This is a genomic window from Candidatus Afararchaeum irisae (genome assembly GCA_034190545.1).
GTDB lineage: Archaea > Halobacteriota > Halobacteria > Halobacteriales > Afararchaeaceae > Afararchaeum > Afararchaeum irisae.
Genome location: JAXIOF010000014.1, coordinates 29,556 through 54,705, shown reverse-complemented (window position 1 = coordinate 54,705; position 25,150 = coordinate 29,556). Strand labels below are relative to the sequence as shown.

Sequence of the window (25,150 nt, the reverse complement as noted above, 5' to 3'; positions counted from 1 at the left end):
GAATCCCAGGTTGGGATATTAAGGTTTGCAGTCTACCCAACGGCTTCTTGCGGTTCGAATCCGCAAGACCGATCATACAGGTAGACCCCAGGTTGTGCCAAACAACCGATACTCCTATCTTCTTGCTCAAAGCAAGAAGACTCGGAGTTACCTTCGGACTTCTGTCTTATATTTTCAGCCCCGTTAATGTCCGAGTTAGCTACCGTATCACAGTCCTCACAGACGTACAGACCACGCTCAACTCTCTGGTCACCATCGAGCTTACCACAGACACAACACGTCTTCGACGTGTTCTCTTCGTCTATCCTCTCTAGCTCAATACCACTCAGCCTCGCCTTGTACTCTAACATCCCAGTAAAGCGGTCGAACGCCCACTTGTGCAGGTTTAGATTACCTGAGTCTCCCCAGTTTCTGGCTTCTCCATCCTCGTTCTGACGAATGTCTTCAAGATCGCCTACGGCGATCTTTCCAACGTCTCTCTTCTTACACTCCTCTACAATATGCTTAGACAACGAATGGAGGAAATGTCTACGTCTCTCTGACTGTAGATGGTCTAGACGAGTACGTTCTCTACCGTCCGACTTATCGAGTTTAGCCTTCTCTTTCTCGAAGTAGTAGTTGTTCTGGCTGAGTTCGTTACCGGGGTAGAGAACGGTATCACCGTTCTCGAACGAGAGTGCAGCGAAGTTACTGATACCTAGATCGACTCCTACAGTCTCTTCTCCCGAGTCTTCTACTTCTATCTCTTTCTGTACGACTAGGTGTAACTCCCATTCTTCCTTCTTTTCGTCGTATACAGCACGAACCTGCTGTATACTTCCGTCTATCTCGTTGTCCGGTCTGTGTAAGTCGTACTCTATGAGGATGAAGTCGCTACGTTCTTCTTTATGGTTTTTGCCTTTAGAGAGACGTACTCTGTTATTGTCAGAATCGTGTCTTATGCCACGATTCTTCCATGTGACCGTACTCCTAGGATGTTCTTCGTGGACTAGATTACCAAAGTCATCGTAGTACCAACGTTTGCGGTAGCCAGGAGGATTGTCCCTGTCATCGTCGGAGCCGTACCAAGACTGGTAGGCTTCAGAAAGCTCTTCTAGAACTTTCTGACTGGACTGTGAATGTAAGTCCTCGTATCTTTCGTGTTCTTTCAACTCAGTCTTCAACGTATCTTCTTCAGGGATCTCTCCTGTCTTTTGCCAGACTTCTCTAGTGTAGTATCTGGCGACATTCCACAGTTTCGAGGCAGACCAACCATGCCTGTCTAAATCACTCTCTACTTGAGAGTGATTTAGTATTTCGGCTGTTACTGTTAGGTTGGTCTCCATGACTACACGTAGTTATTGTATATGTATATTATTAAATCTTACTCGAATATGAGTTTCGTTGAATATCCGTTTGTGTCTATTAGAATGGTTTGGTGAGTAGTTTAACGTTGTTGAGCAAAGCTCAACAGCCCTCGAAGTGGTAACTTCGAGAACGGATTCATCCTGACCCTTCAGGGTCAGGTATTCTCCTGTACTACGTATAATGACCGAGAGATACGTATTCGACACAGAGGCTGTAATCGCATTTCTCTACAACGAACCCGGTCATGAGAGAGTAGCGGAGCTACTCAACGGTGTCTTCGAGGGCGAGTACGAGGGATATATTACCGAGACCAACGCATCGGAGGTGTTCTATCTAGTCGCACGGTTCGAAGGTGTCGACGAGAAGCCGACACGAGCCTCGATAAGGGAAGCAGACAGGGATCTGCGTGCGCTTGAACGTCGAGGACTCACGACTGTCTCAGCCGACTGGAGAACCGCAGCCGAAGTCAAGGCTGACGGAGGACTCTCACTCGGAGACGCTTATGCGGTAGCTCTTGCCCATAGCCGGGACGCAACACTAGTTGCAGGGGCTGACGACGACTTCGAGGAGCTTCGTTTCAAGATCGACATACTGCGTTTCCGGAGCCACGGCGTCTAAGGGATAAGAGCAAGATATTAGTCTTCCAAGACCGTTGATCGAGTAATGGGATTCCTTGAGGACAAGGGACGTGCGAGGACGTTCTACAGGTACCTGTCGAAGGTCTACGACACAGTAAATCCGGCTTTCTGGACAGTCGAGATGAGGGAGGAGGCTCTGAGCCTTCTCGACATAGACGAGGGCGACAGGGTTCTCGACGTCGGATGTGGCACGGGCTTCACAACGAGCGGTCTGGTGAGAAGGACATCGAATATCGACGCACTCGACCAGAGCGAACACCAGATGGAGAAGGCGTTCGAGAAGAAGAGCCTGGAGGACGTCAGGTTCGCGAGAGGAGACGCCCACAGACTCCCGTACAAGGACGAGACATTCGACTACGTCGTCTCTGCGGGCTCGATAGAGTACTGGCCCGACCCCGAGAAGGCGCTCAGGGACATGAGACGTGTCACGAAGGAGGGTGGCGAGGTTCTCGTCGTGGGACCCAACGAGCCCGACTCGGCACTCTTCAGGTCGCTCGCCGACGCCATAATGCTGTTCTACGACGAGGAGGAGGCGACACGTATGTTCTGTGAGGCGGGATGGCACGACATAGAGAACCATCTTCTGGGTCCTAAGTGGAACGACGACCTCGCGATAGTCACGACGGCTGAGAAGTAGTTGTAGTTATAGTTACTCAGCGTCAGCTTCCACATCGACGTACTCCTCGATAAGGTCAGCCGCTTCTCTTACTCTGTCTCCGCCGCACTTTCGGGCGATACCGAGATGGTGTAGTATAAGCTCCTCTAGCTCGGGCTCGAACTCGACCCTCGTGGCGTGGACTGTCGCCTCTATCACGGAGTTGAAGCCGCGGTCGACAGTAAAGAGACGTCTCCTCCGTGTCTCGCCCTCCTCGGGGACGAGCCTCCACCGTTCTACGTCGCCGCCCCTCTCCTCTCGGACGCTCTCGGCGGAGCATCTCAGCCAAGCGTCGGCGTACTCGTCGGAGAGCCTCGGCGGATCGGTGTCAGCGTGAGTTTCGAAGTACTCCGAGCCGAGTTCGGAGAGAGCTCCCTCAACATATACTACGGGATCGGAACTGAAGTTGACGACGACCCTCCTCGTACTACGCACGTTTTCGAGTGTGTCACTACCCTCCCAGAGACGTGCGTATCCGTCGCCGTCCTCTCTTATAATGCCCATCGGCGCGGCGTTGAGACCTGCTTTCCCTTGAGTCGTCGCTACCGTCTCGGTTATACGTGCGTCGAGGAAAGACCAGTCGTAGGAGCCGTTCTCGGGAGGGAGAGTAGGAGTCAAAGACGCAGACCTCCTTCGCGCAGGCTTATGTAGACACCCGCCGAGAGTATGTCGGCTGTCGTCCCGGGGTTGATCCCCTCGTCCAAGAGGGTCGAGTCGAGATCCTCAGCCGACAGACCGTCTCGAAGGACATCCTCGGCTTGGCGTCTCACTTCCTCAGCCACCTCACGTCCGTGTTTCTTCTCGACAAATGTGTCACGTCTCTCGGAGAGAAGTCTGAGATAAGCCGTAGTCACCGAGGTATTGACGTCGCGTGTCTCGTGGTAAGCCTCGTCTATGTACCCTGACGCCGTGAAGCTCCTCCCGAATCCTGTGACCCACTCGCGCGCTACGTCGTCGACCTCGACGCTCGACTCCATCACGTCGTACATCGTGAGTCCTCTCTCCCTGACCTCGTCAGACGCGTCCTCATGGTTCACGTCGGGGAGGTCGGTCTCGGTGTCGTCGCCGACGTATACGTCTACGTGGCTGAAGGAGTCGTAGAACCGCACCGAGTCCTCGACAGTCGTCTCCTCTACGAGGCTAGATACTGAGCCGAGACCCGCGTCGGAGTACGACGCCGAGACGAGGGGGACGAGAAGTAGGAGGGCTCCGAAATGGGTGTTTCCGCCCGAGTGGAACTGTGACCGACGGACGGCGTCCTCGAATACCTCTCCGACACCTGCGCCGTCTTCACGTGCACGTCTCAACGACGGCAGAACACCCACAGCACTCGCGACAAAGTCGAGGAAAGTCGTGTCTCCGTGGTCATGTCGCCTGTCGACGTTCCCGGGCTTCGGGTCAGATCCCACCTCGACAAGCATCGCAAGCTGCGCGGTCTGTGCGGGTGTCAGATCCGGAGCGTCGGACACCGTCTCACCTCCTCGTACAGGTCAGCGAGGTCGTCGAGTCTCCGAGCCGCTCTAGCAGTACTCACCATGTCGGCTCCCCTCTCGAAGTAGTCGGCGGCGTCGGCTCCCGACCGCACGCCGTTATTGGCTATCACGAAGAGATCGGTCGCACGTGCGACGTCGTCGACAGCGTCGGGAGAGTCCATACAGTCGATATGTAAGAAGTCGCCGCCCGCGTCCTCGAACTCCCGAGCGACTGCGGCGTCGTCTACGACCTCGGCTCGGGTCTTGACTCCGACAGTAACACCCATCTCGCTGAGGCGTCGTGTCCAGTCGGCGAGACGTTGACTTTCTCTGAGTAGGGAGTGACCACAGCCGACCTCGACCATCTCGTCCTGCCGGCAGTGGGCGTTTATTTCGAGGACACAGCCGTACTCCCGCGCGACCTTACCGACGCGGGCGAGCGAGTCGAACGACGATGCTCTGACGTTCAAGCCGACGCCTATACCGGGGGAGTTCCGACGCAGACGTGAAACCTCGTCACAGATGAATCCGACGGCGTCTTCGTAGACGAACTCGTTACGCCCTCTCTGTATCATCTCGTAGGCGGCTGCCGTCGTCTCCTCGTCAGTGTGGAAGCCTCCCAGAAAGGCGAAGTCGACGAACCCCGAGCGTTCTATCACGTAGTCGGAGTCGGTCACACCCGCTTCGCTCGCGAGACCGAGTCCACCTCTGAGTCTGTCTGTCTTCATTGTCGCTAAGTATCTCGTCTGGGACTACCGGTGTGGGTGTCTTAAGTCTGAGGAAAACACGTACATACGTACACGTCTGAAGCTTTAACCCTGCCGAAGACTTACTTACCGTATGAAGAGGTCGAAAGCCCTACTCAGGGGAACCATACAGGCAGCCGTAGCCTTAGGTGGTATGTTGGGTCTCCTCGTTCTCGGATACGCATTACTCGTCGAGGTTCCGTCGAAGACAGGCGTGGAACCGTTGACGGTCGTGTTACTCGTCGGGGTAGGAGTCGTGGGTCTACGTGTCTTCGGAAGTATAGCAGGATCACTCTTCGGTAGGTACAACGTCGCCGAGGTCGGCGTCAAGGGATCTATAACACGTGACGGAGGCGGACGTCTCCCCTCGGCTCCCGTCGGACGGGGTGCCGACGACATAGTCGAGATGATAGAGACAGCCGACGACGACAGGAACACCGACGGACTCCTTCTACGTCTCAACACCCCCGGCGGTGAGGTCGTCCCGAGCGACGACATACGTCTCGCAGTCGAGGAGTTCGACGGTCCCGTGGTGGCATACACGAAGGACGTCTGTGCGAGCGGAGGCTACTGGATAGCGAGCGCGTGTGACGAGATATACGCGAGGGACGTGAGCGTCGTGGGGAGCATAGGAGTCTTAGGATCACGCGTCAACGCCAAGGAGCTCGCCGACAGGCTGGGTGTGTCGTACGAGAGGTTCGCCGCGGGGAAGTACAAGGACGCCGGGACACCCCTAAAGGAGATCGAGGAGTACGAGCGCGACTTCATACAGGGGATCATAGACGACTACTACGACGCCTTCGTGAGCCGTGTCGCCGAGGGACGCAGTCTCTCGGAGGACGAGATAAGAGACACCGAAGCGAGGTACTACTTAGGAGACACAGCCGAGGAGATGGGTCTCGTCGACGAGATCGGTACACGCGACGACGCGAAGGAGCGTCTCGCCGAACTCATGGACGTCGAGAGAGGCGTCGTGAGAGAGATGGAGCCACGTCTACATCTCAGGGACAGGATGAGGATCGGTGCGTCGAAGATAGCCGAGGGCTTCGGCTCGGGAGTCGCGTCTGTCATAGAGGATAAGGAGTTCGACGGCTTCCGGTTCAGGCTGCGTTAATCAACGGAGAACTCGATCCCAGTAATCTCAGACGCCCTTCTCAGAGCCGCGTCGTAGTCACCGTCTTCGAGAGCCGCCCATACTCGGTCGTCTTCTATGACGTCCCAGAGTAGTCTTCGCCTCTCCCTGTGTCCGTCGACCTCGTCCTTGAGGACGGGACGTATCTCCTTCTGAAGACGTACCATCGGGTCGGCTTCTTCGAGGACTGGCTCTATACGCCGGCGCAGGTACTTCGTCATCGCCGGACTGCCGCCGTGTGTCGATATCCCAACGACGGACTCGTCTGTCTCGACTACGCTCGGGGTTGCTACGTCTCCCTTTTCGTGTGTCGTGTTGACGAGACAGTCCCTCTCAGACGCGACCTCTGTTACCGCGGCGTTTACCGAGTCGTCAGAGGTCGCGGGGAAGACGAGGTAGGCGTCGTCGACGTACTCCGCGATGTTGTCACGCGAGACCTCCTCCTCGACCTTCTCGCAGTCGACGTCGTCGAATCCGTCGTCGAAGGAGTCGGCGACGACACGGACGTCAGCCTCGGAGGACGACGAGAAGAGGGTCGCCTTACGTAACGCGACAGATCCGCCGCCTACGACTACGACTGTCTTTCCCGAGAGGTCGTGGAGGAGGGGTATCACTACTCTGTCTTAGCATCTCGCCGTATATCCGAGTTTCGGGAGGCGGACTTACATACGTAAATTCAAGAGCCTGGAGTCCTTATATGACGCAAGATGACCACAGGAGTAGTTCTTCTCAACTTCGGCGAGCCCCAGAACCCCACGAGAGACAAGGTGGTTCCGTATCTCGAACGTATCTTCCTCGACAACATGTCGCTCGAAGGCGGCATGTCGGAGGAGGACGCCCGCAAACGCGCCTCGAAGCTAGCCGAGAGACGCGCACCCGGTCTGATGGAGGAGTACGAGGAGATGGGAGGAGGCTCGCCTCTGATACCTCAGGCGAAGAGCCAGGCACAGATGGTTGAGGACGCTCTAGTGTCGCGGGGCTTCGACGTCGAGACCTACTTCGGAATGCAGTTCACCGAGCCCTTTATCTCGGACGCAGTCGAGGAAGCGAAGGAGGACGGAGTAGACCGCATAATCGGTCTTCCGATCTACCCGCTGTGTGGACCCTCTACAACGGTCTCGTCTCTCGAAGACCTGAGTGACACCGTCGAGGAGTCGGACTGGGACGGCGAGTACAACGAGATAACCGGATGGCACGAACACCCCGACTACGTCGACATACGTGTCGAGAACATACGTGACTACGCCGAAGCGGAGGAGGTCGACCTCAACGACGACGACACCGAACTCGTCTTCTCAGCACACGGAACGCCTATACATTACTTAGAAGAGGGAAGCAGGTACGACCAGTACGTCGAGGAACACTGTGCTGAGGTCGCCGACAGACTGGATGTCGACTCCTATACGATAGGATACCAGAACCACGAGAACCGTGACATAGACTGGACAGAGCCCGACACCGAGGAGGTCATAGAGGGGATAGACGCCGAGAGGGTCGTGGTCGACGCCGTGAGCTTCATGCACGAACAGTCGGAGACACTCTCGGAGCTCGACATCGAACTTGCCGAGGAGGCGGAGGAGGAGGGTCTCGAACTCTACCGCGTCCCCGTGCCACACGACGACCCGAGGTTCGGCTCCGTCCTCGCCGACCTCGTCCAGCCCGTGGTAACCGGCGCTGTCGAGGAGTCGGAGATGGGTCAGTGCAGATGTAAGGAGACTCCCGGGACGGTCTGTTACAAGCCCGTACAGGTAGAGTAGAACCGATGTCGTCGGACGACCCAGCCGACGTCGTCGTCGTGGGGGCGGGAGTCTCGGGTCTGTGTCTCACGCATTTCCTACGGAGTAAGGGTATAGACGTCGTGACATTCGAGTCGGAGCCGGAGCCGGGTGGAGTCATAGACTCCGAGACTGTCGACGCCAGACTCGTCGAGAACGGTCCTCAGAGGATGCGCTACACAGACGACGTCGAGAAACTCGTCGAGTCTCTCGGAATAGACGACGAGGTCATCGAGGCGAGGATGGAGGTACCTATGTACGTCTACTTCAACTCTGAGCTACGTCTCGTGCCTTTCTCGGCTTCGGAGTTCCTCAGAACCGACGTTCTGTCTCTCGGAGGAAAGCTCAGGCTACTCGTCGAGCCTCTCACCGACGGCGCGAAGCCCGACGAGACCGCTGGGGATATGTTCACGAGGAAGTTCGGCGGCGAGGCATACGAGAACGTGATCGAGCCTCTCTTCGGCGGTCTCTACGGCTCCGACCCCGACGAGATGTACGTGAGACACTCGCTCTCGCGCCTGAGACGTATGGAGGAAAAAGAGGGTAGCCTACTCAAGCCGATGTTGAGAAGGGGTCTCTCGGGTGACGCGAGAACGCCCGCAGTCTCCTTCGAGGACGGCATGCAGACATTCACCGACGCCATCTACGACGAGAACTCCGACGCGGTAGAGCTGGGTAGGGGGGTTGTCGGTATAGACGAGAAGGAGGAAGAAGGCTACGTAGTCGAGACCGAAGACGGAGAGGTGGAGACGGAGAGGATCGTCGTAACCACTCCGGCTTACGTCGCCGCCGACCTGCTTGAGGACATAGACGCCGAGACGTCGGAGTCACTCCGAAGTCTGAACTACAACTCGGTGGGACTTATACATCTCAGGTCGCCGGAATGTGACGTCGAGGGCTTCGGATACCAGATAAGGAAGGACGAGGAGTACACTACTCTGGGTGTCACATTCAACGACAGCATATTCGACGCCGACAACAGAGACGGTATCTACACCGCATTTGTGGGCGGCGTATGGAACCCCGAAGCCGTGACAGCCGACAACTCGGAGCTAGAGGAGATAACTACGCAGGAGTTCGAGGAGATAACCGGCTGTGACGCCGAGCTTATAAACGTAAGTCGGTGGGTCGACGGGATGCCGTCTTACGACACGTCGTGGGAGGCTCTCGACGGTCTGGAGACCCCCGAGGGTATACGTCTGTGTTCGAACTACATCTCAGGTGTCGGTGTTCCGACACGTCTGCGCGAGGCACGTCAGACCGCCGACGAGATCGCGCGAGAGGTCAGTCACGACGGCTGAGACGACAAAACCAAGAAAAGTTATATACGCAAGGACTGATATATTCGTGTTAAGCTCATCTGGTCAAGAGACAGAGGGAACTATACATGGATGATGAAAATCAGGGAGATGGAACCCCCGCAAAGGTGATGGTAGTCGACGACGAGAAAGACGTAGCAGACCTCTTTGAAGCTCTTCTTTCTCAGAGATACGACGTAGTCAAGGCGTATGGGGGGGAAGAAGCCCTTGAAAAAGTGGACGACACCGTAAACGTCGTCTTCCTCGACCGCCGTATGCCCGACCTGAGTGGCGACGAGGTTCTCGAACGTATACAGGACGACGACTCGCTCTCTCCTCACATAGTGATGCTGACGGCTATAAGTCCCGACTTCGACATAATAGAGATGGGCTTCGACGACTACCTCACGAAGCCCGTCGACAGGGACGACCTCTACGAAGCAGTCGAGAACTGTCTCGACAGGGACGAGTACGACGACAAGGTAAACGAGTACCTCAGCTTAGTCAACAAGAAGACTGTCTTAGAGGAGGAGAAGTCACAGGAAGAGCTCGAACAGAGCGATGAGTTCTCGGATCTCGAAGACCGTGTCAACGAGCTTCTTGGAGACCTCGACGAGTTACGTGAGGGATTCGTAGAGGAAGACGAAGGCGGATTCGAAGAGGAGTTCAAGAGACTGTAGTTAGTAGTTAGCTACGTTACGTCACGTCAGCCTGTCTACTGTTCTGTCTATCTCCTCGACCATAGCAGTCTGTTCCTGGTTCGCCGCGGCTATGTCGTCGACGCGTTCTGAGACCATCTCGGCTTTCTCGGCGGCGTCGTCTATCATGCTAGCGACCTCCTCGGTCGAAGCCGCCTGGTCGTCGGTAGCCTGTGCGACCTCCTCGATCCCCTGTGCAGTCTCACGTACAGCCTCGGCTATCCTCTGTAGGTTCTGCATCGACTCCTCGACCTTCTCGACGCCCTCATCTATCTGGTCGTTCGCCTCCTCAAGACTCTCGACGGTCTCGTCTGTGTCGTCCTGTATCTCCTCTATGAGGTCACCGATCTCGTCGGCGCGTTCCTGTGACTCCTCTGCGAGGCTCTTGACCTCGTCAGCCACGACTGCGAAGCCGTCGCCCGCCTCTCCCGCTCGCGCCGCCTCTATGCTCGCGTTGAGTGCGAGGAGGTTAGTCTGGTCTGCTATGTCGTTTATGACATCGACGACCTCGTCTATGTCCTCGACCCTATTCCTGAGGGACGTAACGTCCTCAGCGACCTCCTCGCCCGCCTCACCGACGTTTCTCATGACCTCACGTGTCCTCTCGGCTGACTCACGTCCCTCCTCGGCGAGTTCCTCAGCCCTCTGGCTCTTCGTGTTGACCTCGTCGGCACTCGAAGCGATCTCCTCGACAGTTGCACTCAGGTTCGAGACCTCAGACGAGACCTCGTCCATCGACTCCGACTGTTCATGTGCGAGGTCGGTTATCTCCTGTGAGGACTCGGCGACGTCGTCCGACGAGGTTCGGAGTTCTGTCACAGACTCCTGTATTCTCTCCGAGACCTCACGTCTCTTTTCGAGTTCGTCCTCCATCTCGTCCTGGTAAGCCTGTATGTATGTGTCCATCGCTACCTGCATGTCGAGGTTGGTTATACGGAGGTACGAGAGTGTGCGGTCGAGTGCCTCATCAACCGCCTCAACGTTGTCAACCTCGTCACGGAGACGGTCGAAGACCTCCGAGAGTATGAGGTCGTTGTAGACCATGTACATGCCTATGTAATGCTTGACGGGGAGGTCGACCATCTCGTGTAGCTTGCCTATCCTCGCGCGGTTCTCGAAGTATCCCCTTCCGTACTCGCCGCGTCCGAGGGGTATGAGGTATGTCCCGTGTACTGTCTTGAGTGGGTCGGTCTCACGTGTCGACCTGTGGAGTACCTCACGCGTCTCGTCGAAGGACGAGGTGTGGTCGTAGAACTTCTCGGCGACTTCGTCTCTCACGTCGGCGAATATACGGCTCATACCCTGGAGGGTCTCGACGTCGGAGTCGTCGAACTCGACGAACTCCTTTCTGTGGCGTATCTCGTCGTCGTCGAGACCTATCTCGTCGGCTAGCTCCTCACCCGAGACCTGCGAAGCAAGATCGTCGCCCGTTTCGCCGTCCTTCGTCTTACTCATAAAACAAAGAGTGGGTCGAGTCTTATTTAAAGGTTGTCACGCGTTCCCATTCCACAGTATACGGGGCTGTGAGGTATGGAAAGACGCATATGTCGAAACTGCGTCTTAGTTAGTAGACATGAAACGACGTCCTGACTCGAAGGATCTCTTCGACAGAGCGATGCAGGTAATGCCCGGAGGAGTCTCGTCGCCCGTGAGAAACGTCGAACCCTACCCATTCTTCGTACAGAAGGGAGACGGGTCACGCGTCTGGGACGAGGAGGGCAACGAGTACATCGACTACTGCATGGGGTACGGTCCGCTTCTTCTGGGTCATGGACTCCCCGACAGGGTCGAGTCAGACGTCCAGAGTCAGATAGCTAACGGCAACCTCTACGGTGCTCCGACACGTCTCGAAGTCGAGTTCGCCGAGTTCATAGCCGAGAGGGTACCCTCAGTAGAGATGTTACGGTTCGTCAACACGGGTACTGAGGCGACTATGTCGGCGATACGTGCCGCGAGGGGTTACACGGGTAAGAACAAGTTCATCAAGGTCGAGGGCGGTTTCCACGGAGCCCACGAGGGCGCGCTAGTAAAGGCGGGAAGCGGACCCTCGACACTCGGAAAGCCCGACTCCGCCGGGGTTCCGCGTTCTTTCACACAGCACACCCTACAGGTTCCGTACAACGACATAGAGGCTATGACGAAAGCCGTCGAGGAACACTCCGACGACCTCGCCGCGGTCATAATGGAGCCCATAATGGGTAACTCGGGGATAATTACGCCCGACGACGGCTACCTCGAAGAGGTCAGGAAGATCACAGAGGAGCACGACGTCGTTCTGATATTCGACGAGGTCATCACGGGCTTCCGTCTCAGAACCGGAGGCGCGCAGGAGAAGTACGGCGTCACACCCGACATGACGACACTCGGAAAAGTCACGGGAGCGGGCTTCCCGGTAGGTATCTTCGGTGGCAAGTCAGAGATAATGGAGAACGTCGCTCCTTCGGGAGACGTCTACCAGGCGGGTACCTTCAGCGGAAACCCCGTGACGATGGCGGCGGGATACTCCGCACTGAGGTACGCCGAGCGCGAGAACGTCCACGACTACGTCAACCGCCTGGGTGAGAAGATGCGTTCGGGGCTCGAAGACATAGTCGAAGACGAGAGACCCGAGTACTCGGTCGGCGGTGTCGGAAGTATGTTCAAGGTCTTCTTCGGAAACGACGGCGAGAAGCCGACCGACTACGACGAGGTCAACGCGTGTGACACCGAGAGATGGTCACGTATATTCTGGGACGAGATGGTCGACGAGGGTGTCTTCCTGCCGCCGTCACAGTACGAGAGCCAGTTCGTCTCCTACGCACACACCGAGGAGGAGATCGAGGAGACTCTAGAGGCGTACAAGGAAGCCTTATGATAAGGATAGGAACACGTGGAAGCGACCTCGCTCTATACCAGACACGTAAGGTTCAGTCGTTTCTCAGGTCAGAGTCGGAGTACGAGGTCGTAGAGACGTCGGGAGACAGGAGCCAGGACAGGTTCGACTCGAAGGTCGCCGAGATAGGCGGACAGGGGGTCTTCGTGAGGGAGATAGACGCACGTGTCTCCGACGGCGACTTCGACGCCGCGGTACACTCGATGAAGGATATGCCCGTCGAACGCCCCGAGGGCGTAGAGGTCGCCGCAGTCCTCAAACGCGACACCCCGAACGACGTTCTCGTCTCGACAGACGGAAAGGAGATAGACGACCTCGGACACGGTGCTGTGATAGGGACTTCGAGCCAGAGGAGACGCGCACAGATAAAGAGGTACAGGGACGACCTCAACGTACAGGGTCTGAGGGGAAACGTCGACACACGTATAGACAAGCTCAGAAGGGGAGACTACGACGCAGTCGTCCTCTCGGGCGCGGGGCTCGAACGTATGGACATCGATATCCCGAGCGTGAAACTCAGCCTCTCGGAGTTCGTGCCGAGCGCGAACCAGGGCGTGATCGCTGTCACAGCGCGCGACGAGACAGACGAGTTCGAGGAGATACGCGGGATAGACCATCCGAAGACACGTGTTGAGACGACAGCCGAGAGGGTCGTCCTCGCCGAGATAGGCGCGGGATGTGTGGCTCCTATGGGTGTCTACGCGCGTATAAAGGGCGAACACATAGAGATTACCGCCGAGGTACTGTCGCTCGACGGAGAGGAAGAGGTCAGGGTCGAGGACAAGATACCCGTCGAGTCGTACTACGAGGGCGCGCAGGAGGTCGCCGACGAGATGGTCGACAGGGGCGCGGTAGAGCTCGTCGAGGAGGCAACCCGGGACGAAAACAAGTAAACTTGAAGTAATACAAATCTATTTGTGGAGTTGATGGACGAGACGAGAAACGAGACCGTCGTGGGAGACGGAGCACGTGTCGAGTACGACCACGACGCCGAGGGAGAACGAGACACCGAGGCACGAAGTAAGGGTAACCACGATGACTCCGGCGGTCTCGGGGACGTAGATGTGAAGGCGAGGAAGAACGGAGGCGCGGAGAGTACGGAGGCAGAAAGAACGGAGTCCGAGAACGGAACTGTCTACTTAGTCGGCGCAGGACCCGGAGATCCCGAGCTTCTGACACTTAAGGCGGGACGTCTCCTCGAAGAGGCGGACTCGGTTCTCCACGACTCTCTAGTCGACGACGGTGTTCTCGACCTGATACCCGACTCGACCGATGTCGTAAACGTCGGAAAGAGACCCGACGGAAAGACGACTCCACAGGACGAGATCAACTCGCTGATGGTCGACGAGGCGCGCGAGGGGAAGACTGTAGTGCGTCTCAAGGGCGGAGACCCCGATGTATTCGGGAGAGGCGGAGAGGAGGCGGAACATCTCGCCTCCGAGGACGTCGAGTTCGAGATAGTTCCGGGAGTCACGAGCGTCGTCGCCGCCTCTGGGGTCTCAGGAATACCTCTGACACACAGAAACCACTCTTCGAGCTTTACCGTAATTACGGGACACGAAGACCCCACTAAGGAGGAGAGTGCAATCGACTGGGAAGCCCTCGCACGTAACATAGAAGCAGGAGGAACACTCGTAATCCTGATGGGGGTCAGACGTCTCCCCGACAACGTCGAAGCACTCACGCAACACGGGGTCGACGCGAGTACGCCAGCCGCGATGGTCGAGAAAGCGACACGTGACGGCGAGAAGTACGTGACAGGGAGCCTCGAAAACATAGTCGAGAGGACGAGGGACGAGGGGATAGAGTCGCCGGCTATAACGGTTATAGGCGACGTAGTTAAGGTGCGCGACGAGATAGATGACCTCATACTCTAAGATGACGACTAAGACAGATACTGATACTGAGGCTGAGACTGAGGCTGAGACTGACACGGATACCGAGGCAGACAGGCTGAGAGTAGCTATATTCCGTCCGTCGGGTAGACGTGAGGACGAGAGCGTCGAACTCCTCGAAGGCATGGGACACGAGGTCTTGAGCGACCCTCTCCTCGAACCCCGAGCGACGTCGGAGACTCCTTTTACCTCGGCAGAATACACGATCCTTACGAGCGTCACGGGCGTCGACCTCGCTCTGTCGTTGTCGTCTCTCGATCCCGAGGATCTGGAGTCTACACACGTCTGTGCGATAGGTCCCAAGACACGTGACGCCCTCGAAGAAAGAGGAGTCGAAGTCTCGGTAGTCCCCGACGAGTACACGAGCACGGGACTCGTCGAGTGCCTCGGCGACGAAGTCGAGGAGAAGAAGGTCGAGGTCGCGAGGAGTGACCACGGCTCTCAGAAACTCATCGACGGACTCAACGACAAAGGTGCTTTCGTCCACGAGACGGTACTCTACGAGTTAGTGAGACCCGAGGGAGGCGGAGACGAGACTGTCGAAGGCGTCTTAGAAGGCGAGGTCGACGCAGTCCTCTTCACGTCCTCTCTGACGGTCGAACATCTCTTAGAAGCCGCGGACTCTGTGGGTGAGAAAGAGGAGTTCATCGAAAAGCTCAACGGTAACGACAACGACAACGACAACGACGGCGTCTTCGTCGGTGCGATAGGGGAGCCGACACGTGAGACTGCGGAGTCAGTCGGCATAGACGTCGACTATGTCCCTGAAGAGGAGACATTCGAGAGTCTAGCCTCGGGTCTTGACTTGACGGTGAATAACTAACACTAACTGCTTTCGTCTTCTTACTCATCTTCAGGCCAGTCAGCGTCTCCGTAGAAGTCGACACCCATCCTCTGTGCACTTCTGGATATCATATGTGCTCCTGTGGGAGCCGTGAGAAAGAGAAAGACTACGCCGAGAAGAGCTCGGAGTCCGTTAGAACTTGAACCAAAGTAGACGAAGTTGGCGAGAAGTAATGACGAAGCACCGAGTGTCGTCGACTTCGTAGTGGCATGCATTCTGTTATATACGTCGGGCATACGTAGAAGTCCGACTGTTCCCGTCACGAGGAAGAAGAGACCGAATAAAACGAGTACTGAGGTGAGTACTGTTACTAAGAGCGACTGAGTCGTGGCGGCTGGTGAGGCTGATATGGGTATGGGTATCATCTTCATCATATTAGTCGGATAACATCCTGTCGTCTATGAGGTACTTCGCGGACGCTACTGTCGAGACGAACCCTATGACTGCTATCACGACTGCGGCGTTTATGTAGAAGCCACTCCGCGTGTAGAGTGAGAAGAGTGCGACGAGTGCGACAAAATGGGTACTTATGACATCAAGCGCGACCACTCTGTCAGGTACAGTAGGTCCTCTTATGACCCTGTACCCGACACCGACAGTGAGTAGGGTCACTACGAGACCCGTGGAGAGAACCACTGCGTCGAGACTCATCAGATCCATCTTATCACACCTCCGAGTCCTGTCTATCCTCAGAGTTCCTATCGAATACTCTCATGGCGTACTTCTCCCAGACTCTCACGGGACCGGTTATGTCCTCGCCTGTCATGGTGTGTACGTAGAGTGAGTGGCTCTCCTCGTCGTAGTCCATCGTGAGCGTACCCGGAGTGAGGGTTATCGAGTTGGCTATCATAGCTACGGCGGCGTCGGACTCGACACGTAACGGAAGCTCTATCACCGTCGGGTTTATCGGCATCGACGGCGAGAGGACACGCCACGCGACATCTACGTTCGAGACGAGTACGTCCTTCGTGAATATGGCGATGTAGACGGCGAGCGGCGGAATCCCCTTTGCGACCGAGACGAGACTCGTCTCGCCGGGATACATCCTCCTGAACGGGAGTATAGCGGCTGTCCCGAGGACTACGCCCGATAGGACGCCTCCGAGACCAAAAGCCGAGTGCAGAATTATCCAGACCACGCCGAGAACCCCGGCTGAGACGAGCCAGTTTCTCATCTATTTACTTACACCTCCGTTTAGGGCTGCATCTATATACGTCTGACTGTCGACGGCGGCATGTGCGGCATTCTGTGCGTAGCTAAGTACGGGATCGAACACGATGCCAGCGATGAGTACGGAGAGTGCGAGAACCACGACGGGCAGTATAATTCTGAGTGACGGCTTCCCGAGCGTCCCGACCGAGTCTCCTTTTTCTCCCCAGAACGCCGACGACCATGTCCTCGATATGTAGAGAACCGTGAGGATCGAGCCCACGAGTGCGCCTCCGACGACAGAAACGGGTACGTATACGGGGACTACGTCGGTGTATTGGGTAAGACTCACTCCTGAGTCGAGCACGAGAAGCTTTCCGAAGAATCCGCTGAGGGGCGGTATTCCTATTAGTGCTAACCCACCGACGAGGAACGAATAAGACAGGACACGGTTCGTCTCGAAGATACCGCCGAGTTCGGCGAAGTTCGTCGTACCCGTCTCGTCAGATATATAGCCTGCGACGAGAAAGAGGAGCGACTTTATGAGTGAGTGGTTGAGCGAGTAGACGAGTGCTGCGGTGACACCCAGAACGCGGAGGTCTGCGGGAGCGTCGGAGAGCCCCACGCTTACTCCGAGGAAGATAAAGCCGACCTGTGCTACTGACGAGTAGGAGAGAACGTCGAGAAGACTGTCACGTGAAAGTGCTGCCCATCCTCCGTATACTACAGACGCGAGGCTGACTACTAGGATTACTGGGAAGAAGAAGTCGTTGAGGGGTGCGAAGACCGTGACATAGAGACGTATCACGGCGTAGACTCCCACCTTCTTGACGACACCTGCGAGTACAGCCGCAACGGGAGACGGTGACGCGGGATAGACTTCCGGAACCCAGAAATGGAGAGGTACTGCGCCCGCCTTGAGGAGAAAGACAGTGAGAAGTATGCCGCTAAGTCCATAGACGGCTGGCGTGTGTGTTCCGGTCGAGAGACGCTGTGCGATATGTGCCATGTTGAGTGTGCCGACAGACGAGTATATGCCTCCTATCGCAAGGAGCATCACAGCAGAGCCTATGAGATTTATGATGACATAGTGAAGTCCCGCTCTCGTGTCGTCGGGGTTTGAGTAGAAGACGACGAGTATATAAGACGACATCAGGAGAACCTCAAACCAGACGAAGAGGTTGAATATGTCCCCCGTCGAGTAGGCTCCCATTATACCGAGTCCGAGGAAATGCCAGAGGGCGTAGTAGGATCTTCTTCTGCCCTCAGCCGGTATGGAGTCGAGTGAGTAGATGAGTGCGACGAGCATCACGAAGGATGAGAACGCCATCATGAATCCCGAGAGGGCGTCGATCTCAAGCACTATTCCGAAGGGTGGCTTCCAGTCGCCGAGACGGTAGACGAGTGTGCGGCTCCTCGCGGCGTCGGCTACGACGAGAGACGAGACGAAGACAGCGACTCCTCCGAGTAGAGCCACAGCCTTCTGTGCCGACGGACGGCGTCTCAGAATCAGAGATCCGACTCCGGCTACCAGAGCCGAGAGCATAGGGAGTATGGCGACGTGGCTGTCGAAGATGATTGGTGTCAGCGTCAGCATCATTCTACCACCTCGTCTTTCTGGTTCTCGCTCTCTTTCTCACTCTCGTTATTATTTTCATTCTTGTTCCCGTATCCATCCCCAGTGAGATACTCAGACTCAGTATCAGTAAGATACGACTTCTCTATGCCTCTCACGAGAGCCGCAAGTCTCCTGTTTAGACCCGAAGACACGTCTTCTTCGTCGGCTTTCCTCACTACGTATCGGTTTATGGAGTCGATCTCGGTTCTTCTCTCGGCTTTTATGTCCTGAAGCATACTCGACTCGTTATCGGCGGTTGAACGCGCCACGTCGACGGCTCTCTCGGCGGCACTGTCTATGCTGACACCGTGTTCCGACGCGACATCCTCGACTTCTTTCGCTGCTTCCTCTATGGTACGGCGTAGTTCGGGGTCGTCGACTGCCTCACCGTTCGTGAGACGTGTGATTGCTGTAACCGGGTTTATACCTGCGTTGACAGCCGTCTTCGACCAGAGTCTCTCCGGCATGTCGTCCCTCAGATCGACCTCGACTTCGCCGTCTGAGACTGTCCCGGCGAACTCCTTCGCTGCGTCAGACTCGCCCCCTTCGGGGTCACCTATCTCTATCTCACCTCTTCCGGTACATCTCACGACACCCGGCTCCTCGATACGCGCTCCATACGTCGCAGTTCCCGCGAGCACCTCGGAGTTTGAGCATACTCTCTCAAGAGTCTCCTCGTTACCCATCCCGTTCTGGAGACTCACGACTACTTCCTGGAGGCCCTCGACTGAGCGCGCCGCCTCCTGGGTGTCGTAGCTCTTGACAGTGACGACTGTTACCTCCGCCTCCGCGGGAGAAGTCGCCGCCTCGGGGTAAGAAGTCATGTCGTACTCTCCCGTTATGCGGAGTCCGTCGTCTCTTATCCTCGTGACATGTGGCTCGCGTCCCACGAGTCTGACATCGGTTCCAGAGTGGGAGAAGAGACCTCCTAAGAGACTCCCGAGGCTTCCAGCACCGAGTATCTGGAGTTCGACAGTCATTCAGTCACCACCTCCAAGCTCATATAGGTTTATTGTACCGTGTTCCTCGTAGAGACGGTAGGTGAGGACAAGAGCGAAAGACGTGACTCCGAATCCTATGACTATCGCAGTAAGTACGAGTGCCTGTACGAGAGGGTCTGTGTACCCGGAGCCGTCTCCTACTCCTACTCCTACTATCGGTGCTATGCCTCCTATACCACCCATAGTTATGAGATAGACGTTGGCTGCCTGGCTTATGATCGTGACACCCCAGATAGCCCTTACGACGTCCTTCTGGAGGAGGAGATAGGTACCCGATGTGAACATCACACCCAGAGTGAGGGCGATCATGAATGTTACGAGACTCACGACGATCCCCCCATTACTGAGATGACGGTGAGGAGTGCACCGACTACGACCGCATAGACACCCAGGTCGAAGACTACTGCTGAGGCTAACTCGACGTGTCCATACACAGGTATTACAGCCTCTGTGTAGTCCTGTGTCAGGAACGGAAAGCCGAGTGCCACCGATACGAGACCGCTTACGAGTATCAGACTGAGACCCGCTCCGAAGACCGTCCTGTATCTGTCGACTATGTCAGGTAGAGCGGGTATTCCGACGTCTTCCTCGTTGAGTATATGCTCCTCAAGGTAGTCGATGTCGTAGGCGAGATAGACGAGAGTTATGCCTATCGAGGTTAGAACCCCTGCTATGAAGCCGCCGCCGGGGAGGCTGTGCCCCTGGAGGAACAGAGCGAACGAGTATAGAATTATGAGAGGTAGAACGACCCTCGAAGTCGTCTTGAGAATGAGTGTCGTCACTCCGAACCACCTCCCGACTTCGTCCTCGAAGCTATGAGTGTTATGACTCCGAGCGCAGCCATCATGACCACAGCCGACTCACCGAGAGTGTCGAAACCCCTGAAGTCAACGAGTATGACGTTCACGACGTTGTGTCCACCTCCGAGTTCTACGGAGTTCTCTATGAAGTAATCGGATATCTTGGGTACACTAGACGTTCCGGATCTCGCTCCTATCACAGTCACAAAGACTGTGGCTCCGACTAGGAGAGAGATTAGAAGGTCGCGCTCCCTGTCTATCCCTGGCTTTCTCTCCTGGTAAAACGCGGGGAGTCTTTGGAGAACTACGAGGAAGAAGACGAGTGTCACCGTCTCGACTACTATCTGTGTTATAGCGAGATCGGGTGCCGAGGCTATCACATAGAAGATACCGACCATGAATCCGATTATCGAAAGCATCAGAACACCCGCTATATGTGATGGTGCAAACAGGACTGCTATGCTCGCGATCACTGTAAGAAGTAGAACACCTACGAGGGAAGCTGTATCGGGACTGAAAGCTAACGAAAACGAAGACGAAACTGGAAAGACGTCACCGACTACGTATCCCGCGACTGCTACTACGACAGTCGAGAGAAGCATCAATGTGACATAGGTTCTGAGATACCCTTTGTCTATCCTGTCGACGGTCGCCTTCGAGAGACGTGGCGCGGTAGACATGAAGCCGTCGTAGTAGTAGTTGACGGTGAGACGAGGCTCCGAGTCGAGGAGACATCTTACCGAGCGGTGGATGAGATCGTACCTCGTGTACAGAGCTACTCCGATCAGAACCGTGAGTATGCTCATCCCGAAAGCAGTGGTCAACGATGTCGGAAGATGGGGATGGAACTCGACTGAGTGACCGTAGACAGAGCCTATAGCTTCGGTGACGACTAAGTCGGCGGCTACTGTCGGATCTACGCTTATGACTCCGATTACAACAACAAGAATCCCGGGAGGTACGAGCGAGGGGACTGAGGGAGAGTGGAAGCCGTGGTTCCGTATGTACTCGGTCTCTTCGCCCCAGAATACACGGAAGAAGAACCCCATCGAGTAGACGAATGTGAAGACCGAGCCGGCGACAGCGACGACGGGGAATATCCACCCCCACGAAACCGTGTGAGACATCTCTAAGGACGCCTCATAGAGGAACTCCTTCGAGTAGAAGCCGTTGAAGGGGGGTACACCTGCCATCGACAGCGACGCTATCCCCGCGAAAGCGGCTACAAACGGCATACGGTGACGTAGACCGCCGAGGTCGTCAATACTACGAGTCCCGACCGAGTGGGCTACTATTCCCGCGACCATGAAGAGGGTCGCCTTAAAGGTCGCGTGGTTGAGTATATGGAATACGCCCGCCTCCGCACCTATCTTGTTCGCGAATCCGAAGGTCGCGGTTATGAGTCCGAGATGACTCACCGTCGAGTAGGCGAGAAGCTCCTTTATGTCGGTGGCTCCGACTGCGAGAACAGCCGCGGCTGTCATGGTCACCATTCCGAGAAGACTTACGACGAGGGTCCACTCGAAACTCGAACCCGAGAGAGCGGGAGAGAGTCTTCCGAGTAGGTAGACCCCTGCCTTCACCATAGTCGCAGAATGGAGGAATGCCGATACGGGAGTGGGTGCTTCCATCGCGTTCGGAAGCCAGATATGGAAAGGCACCTGCGCGCTCTTAGTCGCGGCTCCGAGGAGGACGAGTACGAGTATAGGCAAGTAGAGGGGACTTTCCGCGAGAGACGGAGACAGAGACGAGGAGGTTATCTCGGCTAAAGAGAAGCTTCCGGTGACGAGATGTATCAGGAGAAAGCCGACGAGCATGAAGAGACCTCCCGAGACGGTTATAACCATGCTCTTACGCGCTCCGTAGACAGAGTCGGAGTCGTGAGTGTAGAAGCCTATGAGCATGAAAGACGTGAAAGAAGTGAGCTCCCAGAAGACGAAGAGAAGAACGAGGCTGTTAGAGAAGACTACACCGAGCATCGAGCCCATGAATCCGAGTAGGTAGGCGAAGAAACGTCCCTGCCGATCCTCGCCGTGCATATATCCACGTGCGTAGACTGTGATCAGAACACCGACGCCCGAGACAATGCCTCCCATCATGAGAGACAGACCGTCGAGTAGGAACGAGAGACGTATAGAATAGGTCGGAATCCAGTCGACACCCACGACTCCGCGCTGAGCCGTGTAGAGCCAGACGACGAGTCCGAATGAGACAGACGCCACGAGAGTGGCAAAGTAAGCCGCGCGCTCACCAACAGCCCTGTGGATGTAGGGGTAGACGAGAGCACCGACGAAGGGTAGTAAGACCACCGTAAGTACGGCGTAGAGTTCGTATTGAGACACTGTAAGAATATGATCGAGTTACGAGTTAAGTCTTCTCTTCTCGGGTCTCGGGTCTTTGTCCGTCCTTGTTCTTTGTCTTTGTCGTATCAGCCGTCTGAGTCTGAGTCTGAGTCTGGGTTAGAGTTAGAGTTAGAAGGGACGTATGACCTTCCGGCTAAGCTACCGAAGAGCCACTCAGTCATACGCAGCTGATCCTCGGCGTCTCCACGTGCGACCTCGACACGTCTCTGTGTAGCCTGGAAGTAGTTGACGGCAGTGACGATTGACATCCTCCCCGCCCTAAAGGGCGAGGATTCCCCGAAGGGGATATTCAGGTTGCGCGTTTCCTCGGCTCTCAAGTACGCTTTCGCGTGGAGCGTCATAGGTTGCCACCGAGTTGTGACCAACGGTGTGCGTTCCAGCGCGTACAGCCGTGTCAAAGCGGCCTTCCTCCCCGGTCACGCCGGGCGTCGAAGACGGCGGGTTCTTCAACCCGCGAGGCCGCACGGTTCGCGTCAGCCGAACTGCTACGCCGTGCATGGTTCACCCTCCCGTTGTGCGATGTTCTCCGCCCCGTTTAGGTCGGCGTGACGCCCACGGCCACATTCTGGGCAAGAAAAGTGGTCGCCGTCTCGGTGGCCGTACTCACCACAGGCCGAACACCGCTGGCTGGTGTCCTCCGGGTCTACCTTCTCAACCCGGATACCAGCACGTTCGGCCTTGTAGATGATGAACTCCTGCAACTGGTGAAAGTGCCACGAGTGGACACCGCGCCAGTCGCCGCCGTCACGGATTCCTTCAAGGTCTTCGAGGCGGAGAACGGGGTTCTCGAACTGCTGTGCCCAGTCGATAAGGCGGCGGGAGGCTGTGTGGTTGAGGTCACGAATCCGGCGGCTTTCTTTGTCATCTGCGCGGTTGAGTGCGCGAAGCGCACCCGCTTCCTGAAGCGACTCGCGCAGGGAACGAAAGCGTCGTCGGACGTACTTCGCCTCTCGACCGGACACCAGCATCGACTCGCCCACGTCGGCGGCATGAGCCGCGAGCAGGTGGTTGTGACCCACGTCCACGCCTATGGCTGTCTCTCCATCGGGATCGGTGTCGTACTCGACGTTGAACGTGCAGTACCAGTCGTCCCCCCGGCGGTAGACCTGTAGCCGGGTCTTGTCGGCCTCGCCGTCAAGGACACGGCGAACGGCGTCGTCCACGTCGTCGTAGACTTCGACGGGTGTGTACCACCACCCAGAGATGCAGGGGAAGCCGACGACGACCGAGCCGTCCTCGGTGGTGTCGATTTCCCAATTCTGGTTGTTGAGGGCGAACGGCTGGCTCTGCCGGTACTGAACGTCCCCGTCCTTTTGATGGTCGGCCTTCGCTTCGCGGATGGCCTGATTTTGGATGGCCGAGTAGAGGTCGTTGTCGATGCTGGCCGTGGTCACGGACTTGTCGAAGTCGCCGTTCTCCCACCCGTCGATACAAAACTGCTTGGTGTCCTGGTAGAGACGTGCGGCGCGTTGCCACTCCTTTTGCCGGGATAGCGACGGGTTGTGGAACTTGACGGTGACGGTCGTCGTGACCACGGTTACAGTTGTATATCGACAGTAGTAGGCAAAATGGTTACGCACTTCCGGTGGGAATATCGGGCTATGCACCGTGTGCCGAAGACAAACCAAGTTTACGGCGCGTATCCCCGCCCTGAAGGACGGGGCTTTGCGCCTGTCTCAACGTAAGACACCGCCGACTGTGTTACCCATGAGAACGGGAAGGACGAAGTTGGAGAACCCCGCCACGAACCGTATATGACCTTCGAGAACCAGAAAGACCATCTCGGTAAACGAGACGACGACGTGGAACAGGTTCCCCGAGGGTATCGCTAGGAAGCCCATATAGATTATCACGAGACGTGAGACGGTGTCACGCGCCGCGAAGTCGATCCAGACGACACCCGCGACTATGAATCCCGCGAAAACCGCCTTGTAGAAGAGCTCACGTAAGCCCGTGTCAATCTCGTGGTCTGCGTCGGCAAGTATACGCTGAAAGACCTCGTCGGTCTCGAACCTGTCACGCACCACGGCTCCCGCGGCGGGAGCTCCCGACTATGACCTTTCGACAGCCTTACGGACCGACTCCTCGGGGTCTCCACCGCCGGAGTCAGAAGATGTATCAGAAGACGAGTTAGCCATACGCGGAATACCCCTCAGTCCACCAAAAGGGTTGTTCTCTGATGTCTGAGTTAGTTGCGTTACGCGCCGGACGGGATTTGAACTACGGTCAGTTCCTTCCCTGGTTCAAAATCGTCGGTTACCTCACTCCGTTACGGGCCGGACGGGATTTGAACCCGTGGTCCTCGGGTGTCTTCGCCTTACAGACCTTCGATCCAAGAGTCGAGGGTGTAGTCGTCAGCCCAGTTTATATTGGGCGAGTTGATACCGGGATCGTCGACACGGAGCTTCATCTGCGATGACCCCGTCTCGTGAACCGGAACCATGTATACGGTGTCTTCCTCGTATGAATACACACCGAAGAGATCCGCGTCACCCTGATAGGTGTCACGTACTGTCTTGTAGGTGTGAATCCCCGTACTTCGGGTCTCGAAGACTACACCTCCGTTTTCCCATCGTCCGGTTTTGACCTGTACACGATGGAAGATACCCTCGACTTCAACTACGAAGTCGTATCTCTCATTGTCCCCAAACGGCGTTAAGACAGTCAGATCCCTCTTGACCAACTCCGAGAGGAGTATGGCTTCTGTCTTAATGCCTTTCTGTTTGGGGTGTTCTTCTGCCATGTGATCTGACAAGGCTTAAAAGCCCGATGCTTTAAGCCAGGCTAAGCTACCGGCCCTCGCTTACTCGAATATACTTGACGAGCGTATATTTTTCTTTCTATATT

Annotated in this window: 26 protein-coding genes, 1 tRNA gene and 2 pseudogenes; 10 read left to right on the top strand and 19 right to left on the bottom strand. The window is 56.3% G+C overall.

The window, feature by feature from the left end; translation table 11 throughout:
* Positions 1–18: 18 nt before the first annotated feature.
* Positions 19–1,325, bottom strand: a pseudogene (locus tag SV253_01685) (transposase).
* A 202-nt stretch (positions 1,326–1,527) separates the two neighbouring features.
* On the opposite strand from SV253_01685, the gene SV253_01680 reads away from it, so the two are divergent.
* Together SV253_01680 and SV253_01675 are read left to right on the top strand one after the other, a co-directional pair.
* Complete coding sequence (locus SV253_01680; GenBank protein MDY6774792.1) at positions 1,528–1,965, top strand: PIN domain-containing protein; 438 nt, start codon at positions 1,528–1,530, stop codon at positions 1,963–1,965.
* Positions 1,966–2,010: 45 nt separating this feature from the next.
* Entirely contained in the window at positions 2,011–2,622 is a 612-nt protein-coding gene (locus tag SV253_01675) for a methyltransferase domain-containing protein (protein MDY6774791.1), read from the top strand.
* A gap of 12 nt (positions 2,623–2,634) precedes the next feature.
* On the opposite strand, the gene SV253_01670 is transcribed toward SV253_01675, so the two are convergent.
* From SV253_01670 to SV253_01660, 3 genes are read right to left on the bottom strand one after another with little or no spacing between them, the layout of a single operon-like run.
* The gene (locus tag SV253_01670) at positions 2,635–3,258 is read right to left on the bottom strand and encodes a DUF447 family protein (GenBank protein MDY6774790.1); all 624 of its coding nucleotides are present in this window, start codon (positions 3,256–3,258) and stop codon (positions 2,635–2,637) included.
* Complete coding sequence (locus SV253_01665) at positions 3,255–4,109, bottom strand: triphosphoribosyl-dephospho-CoA synthase (protein ID MDY6774789.1); 855 nt, start codon at positions 4,107–4,109, stop codon at positions 3,255–3,257. The genes SV253_01670 and SV253_01665 overlap by 4 nt, the downstream gene beginning before the upstream one ends.
* Positions 4,088–4,840 (bottom strand): dihydropyrimidine dehydrogenase, encoded by a 753-nt coding sequence (locus tag SV253_01660; protein ID MDY6774788.1) that lies wholly within the window; start codon positions 4,838–4,840, stop codon positions 4,088–4,090. The genes SV253_01665 and SV253_01660 overlap by 22 nt, the downstream gene beginning before the upstream one ends.
* Positions 4,841–4,952: 112 nt before the next feature.
* Here SV253_01660 and sppA point away from each other — a divergent pair, with 112 nt between their 5' ends.
* Entirely contained in the window at positions 4,953–5,972 is a 1,020-nt protein-coding gene (gene sppA / locus SV253_01655) for a signal peptide peptidase SppA (protein MDY6774787.1), read from the top strand.
* On the opposite strand, the gene SV253_01650 is transcribed toward sppA, so the two are convergent.
* Positions 5,969–6,604: a bifunctional precorrin-2 dehydrogenase/sirohydrochlorin ferrochelatase gene (locus tag SV253_01650; GenBank protein ID MDY6774786.1), complete on the bottom strand. Its 636-nt coding sequence runs from the start codon at positions 6,602–6,604 to the stop codon at positions 5,969–5,971. The two genes, sppA and SV253_01650, sit on opposite strands and share 4 nt — an antisense overlap.
* Before the next feature lie 93 nt (positions 6,605–6,697).
* Here SV253_01650 and hemH point away from each other — a divergent pair, with 93 nt between their 5' ends.
* The 3 genes from hemH (at position 6,698) to SV253_01635 (ending at position 9,743) form a co-directional block, all read left to right on the top strand.
* Positions 6,698–7,747: a ferrochelatase gene (hemH, locus tag SV253_01645; protein ID MDY6774785.1), complete on the top strand. Its 1,050-nt coding sequence runs from the start codon at positions 6,698–6,700 to the stop codon at positions 7,745–7,747.
* 5 nt (positions 7,748–7,752) lie between these two features.
* Positions 7,753–9,066: a protoporphyrinogen oxidase gene (gene hemG, locus SV253_01640; protein ID MDY6774784.1), complete on the top strand. Its 1,314-nt coding sequence runs from the start codon at positions 7,753–7,755 to the stop codon at positions 9,064–9,066.
* A gap of 86 nt (positions 9,067–9,152) precedes the next feature.
* Positions 9,153–9,743 carry a response regulator gene (locus SV253_01635; GenBank protein MDY6774783.1) on the top strand — a complete coding sequence of 197 codons (591 nt, stop codon included), beginning with the start codon at positions 9,153–9,155 and terminating at the stop codon, positions 9,741–9,743.
* A 21-nt stretch (positions 9,744–9,764) separates the two neighbouring features.
* Here the strand turns inward: SV253_01635 and SV253_01630 are convergent, their stop codons facing one another.
* Positions 9,765–11,216: a globin-coupled sensor protein gene (locus tag SV253_01630; GenBank protein ID MDY6774782.1), complete on the bottom strand. Its 1,452-nt coding sequence runs from the start codon at positions 11,214–11,216 to the stop codon at positions 9,765–9,767.
* A 118-nt stretch (positions 11,217–11,334) separates the two neighbouring features.
* Between SV253_01630 and hemL the strand changes: the two genes are divergently transcribed.
* From hemL to SV253_01610, 4 genes are read left to right on the top strand one after another with little or no spacing between them, the layout of a single operon-like run.
* Positions 11,335–12,615, top strand: coding sequence for a glutamate-1-semialdehyde 2,1-aminomutase (hemL, locus tag SV253_01625; GenBank protein MDY6774781.1), 1,281 nt, complete (start codon positions 11,335–11,337; stop codon positions 12,613–12,615).
* Entirely contained in the window at positions 12,612–13,526 is a 915-nt protein-coding gene (gene hemC / locus SV253_01620; protein ID MDY6774780.1) for a hydroxymethylbilane synthase, read from the top strand. The genes hemL and hemC overlap by 4 nt, the downstream gene beginning before the upstream one ends.
* A 33-nt stretch (positions 13,527–13,559) precedes the next feature.
* Positions 13,560–14,510, top strand: coding sequence for a uroporphyrinogen-III C-methyltransferase (gene cobA / locus SV253_01615; GenBank protein ID MDY6774779.1), 951 nt, complete (start codon positions 13,560–13,562; stop codon positions 14,508–14,510).
* The gene (locus SV253_01610; protein ID MDY6774778.1) at positions 14,494–15,351 is read left to right on the top strand and encodes a uroporphyrinogen-III synthase; all 858 of its coding nucleotides are present in this window, start codon (positions 14,494–14,496) and stop codon (positions 15,349–15,351) included. The genes cobA and SV253_01610 overlap by 17 nt, the downstream gene beginning before the upstream one ends.
* Before the next feature lie 20 nt (positions 15,352–15,371).
* Here SV253_01610 and mnhG read toward each other — a convergent pair whose 3' ends face one another.
* Complete coding sequence (gene mnhG / locus SV253_01605) at positions 15,372–15,737, bottom strand: monovalent cation/H(+) antiporter subunit G (GenBank protein MDY6774777.1); 366 nt, start codon at positions 15,735–15,737, stop codon at positions 15,372–15,374.
* Between the two features lie 10 nt (positions 15,738–15,747).
* Positions 15,748–16,032: a monovalent cation/H+ antiporter complex subunit F gene (locus SV253_01600; GenBank protein MDY6774776.1), complete on the bottom strand. Its 285-nt coding sequence runs from the start codon at positions 16,030–16,032 to the stop codon at positions 15,748–15,750.
* A 4-nt stretch (positions 16,033–16,036) separates the two neighbouring features.
* Positions 16,037–16,546: a Na+/H+ antiporter subunit E gene (locus tag SV253_01595; GenBank protein ID MDY6774775.1), complete on the bottom strand. Its 510-nt coding sequence runs from the start codon at positions 16,544–16,546 to the stop codon at positions 16,037–16,039.
* Positions 16,547–18,121: a proton-conducting transporter membrane subunit gene (locus SV253_01590; GenBank protein ID MDY6774774.1), complete on the bottom strand. Its 1,575-nt coding sequence runs from the start codon at positions 18,119–18,121 to the stop codon at positions 16,547–16,549.
* On the bottom strand, positions 18,118–19,119 hold the full coding sequence (locus SV253_01585; protein ID MDY6774773.1) for a ketopantoate reductase family protein: 1,002 nt from the start codon (positions 19,117–19,119) through the stop codon (positions 18,118–18,120). The genes SV253_01590 and SV253_01585 overlap by 4 nt, the downstream gene beginning before the upstream one ends.
* The gene (locus tag SV253_01580; GenBank protein MDY6774772.1) at positions 19,120–19,449 is read right to left on the bottom strand and encodes a sodium:proton antiporter; all 330 of its coding nucleotides are present in this window, start codon (positions 19,447–19,449) and stop codon (positions 19,120–19,122) included.
* 14 nt (positions 19,450–19,463) lie between these two features.
* Entirely contained in the window at positions 19,464–19,922 is a 459-nt protein-coding gene (locus tag SV253_01575) for an MnhB domain-containing protein (protein ID MDY6774771.1), read from the bottom strand.
* Positions 19,919–22,282: a hydrogen gas-evolving membrane-bound hydrogenase subunit E gene (gene mbhE, locus SV253_01570; protein ID MDY6774770.1), complete on the bottom strand. Its 2,364-nt coding sequence runs from the start codon at positions 22,280–22,282 to the stop codon at positions 19,919–19,921. Before mbhE ends, SV253_01575 begins: the two co-directional genes overlap by 4 nt.
* Before the next feature lie 86 nt (positions 22,283–22,368).
* Positions 22,369–22,551: a hypothetical protein gene (locus tag SV253_01565; GenBank protein MDY6774769.1), complete on the bottom strand. Its 183-nt coding sequence runs from the start codon at positions 22,549–22,551 to the stop codon at positions 22,369–22,371.
* A gap of 237 nt (positions 22,552–22,788) precedes the next feature.
* Positions 22,789–23,838 (bottom strand): transposase, encoded by a 1,050-nt coding sequence (locus SV253_01560; protein MDY6774768.1) that lies wholly within the window; start codon positions 23,836–23,838, stop codon positions 22,789–22,791.
* A gap of 147 nt (positions 23,839–23,985) precedes the next feature.
* A pseudogene (locus SV253_01555) lies at positions 23,986–24,441 on the bottom strand (formate/nitrite transporter family protein).
* Positions 24,442–24,575: 134 nt separating this feature from the next.
* Positions 24,576–25,102 (bottom strand) — tRNA-Lys (locus SV253_01545).
* Positions 24,621–25,046, bottom strand: a complete 426-nt coding sequence (locus tag SV253_01550) for a group I intron-associated PD-(D/E)XK endonuclease (GenBank protein MDY6774767.1) — start codon at positions 25,044–25,046, stop codon at positions 24,621–24,623. The genes SV253_01545 and SV253_01550 overlap by 426 nt, the downstream gene beginning before the upstream one ends.
* Positions 25,103–25,150: the final 48 nt, after the last annotated feature.

Bases quoted from the DNA above. Each gene is read 5' to 3' on its own strand.
- SV253_01680 (MDY6774792.1), top strand. From the start codon at position 1,528: ATGACCGAGAGATACGTATTCGACACAGAGGCTGTAATCGCATTTCTC.
- SV253_01675 (MDY6774791.1), top strand. From the start codon at position 2,011: ATGGGATTCCTTGAGGACAAGGGACGTGCGAGGACGTTCTACAGGTAC.
- SV253_01660 (MDY6774788.1), bottom strand. From the start codon at position 4,840: ATGAAGACAGACAGACTCAGAGGTGGACTCGGTCTCGCGAGCGAAGCG.
- sppA (MDY6774787.1), top strand. From the start codon at position 4,953: ATGAAGAGGTCGAAAGCCCTACTCAGGGGAACCATACAGGCAGCCGTA.
- hemH (MDY6774785.1), top strand. From the start codon at position 6,698: ATGACCACAGGAGTAGTTCTTCTCAACTTCGGCGAGCCCCAGAACCCC.
- hemG (MDY6774784.1), top strand. From the start codon at position 7,753: ATGTCGTCGGACGACCCAGCCGACGTCGTCGTCGTGGGGGCGGGAGTC.
- SV253_01635 (MDY6774783.1), top strand. From the start codon at position 9,153: ATGGATGATGAAAATCAGGGAGATGGAACCCCCGCAAAGGTGATGGTA.
- SV253_01630 (MDY6774782.1), bottom strand. From the start codon at position 11,216: ATGAGTAAGACGAAGGACGGCGAAACGGGCGACGATCTTGCTTCGCAG.
- hemL (MDY6774781.1), top strand. From the start codon at position 11,335: ATGAAACGACGTCCTGACTCGAAGGATCTCTTCGACAGAGCGATGCAG.
- hemC (MDY6774780.1), top strand. From the start codon at position 12,612: ATGATAAGGATAGGAACACGTGGAAGCGACCTCGCTCTATACCAGACA.
- cobA (MDY6774779.1), top strand. From the start codon at position 13,560: ATGGACGAGACGAGAAACGAGACCGTCGTGGGAGACGGAGCACGTGTC.
- SV253_01610 (MDY6774778.1), top strand. From the start codon at position 14,494: ATGACCTCATACTCTAAGATGACGACTAAGACAGATACTGATACTGAG.
- mnhG (MDY6774777.1), bottom strand. From the start codon at position 15,737: ATGATACCCATACCCATATCAGCCTCACCAGCCGCCACGACTCAGTCG.
- SV253_01600 (MDY6774776.1), bottom strand. From the start codon at position 16,032: ATGGATCTGATGAGTCTCGACGCAGTGGTTCTCTCCACGGGTCTCGTA.
- SV253_01595 (MDY6774775.1), bottom strand. From the start codon at position 16,546: ATGAGAAACTGGCTCGTCTCAGCCGGGGTTCTCGGCGTGGTCTGGATA.
- SV253_01590 (MDY6774774.1), bottom strand. From the start codon at position 18,121: ATGATGCTGACGCTGACACCAATCATCTTCGACAGCCACGTCGCCATA.
- SV253_01585 (MDY6774773.1), bottom strand. From the start codon at position 19,119: ATGACTGTCGAACTCCAGATACTCGGTGCTGGAAGCCTCGGGAGTCTC.
- SV253_01580 (MDY6774772.1), bottom strand. From the start codon at position 19,449: ATGATCGCCCTCACTCTGGGTGTGATGTTCACATCGGGTACCTATCTC.
- SV253_01565 (MDY6774769.1), bottom strand. From the start codon at position 22,551: ATGTCAATCGTCACTGCCGTCAACTACTTCCAGGCTACACAGAGACGT.
- SV253_01550 (MDY6774767.1), bottom strand. From the start codon at position 25,046: ATGGCAGAAGAACACCCCAAACAGAAAGGCATTAAGACAGAAGCCATA.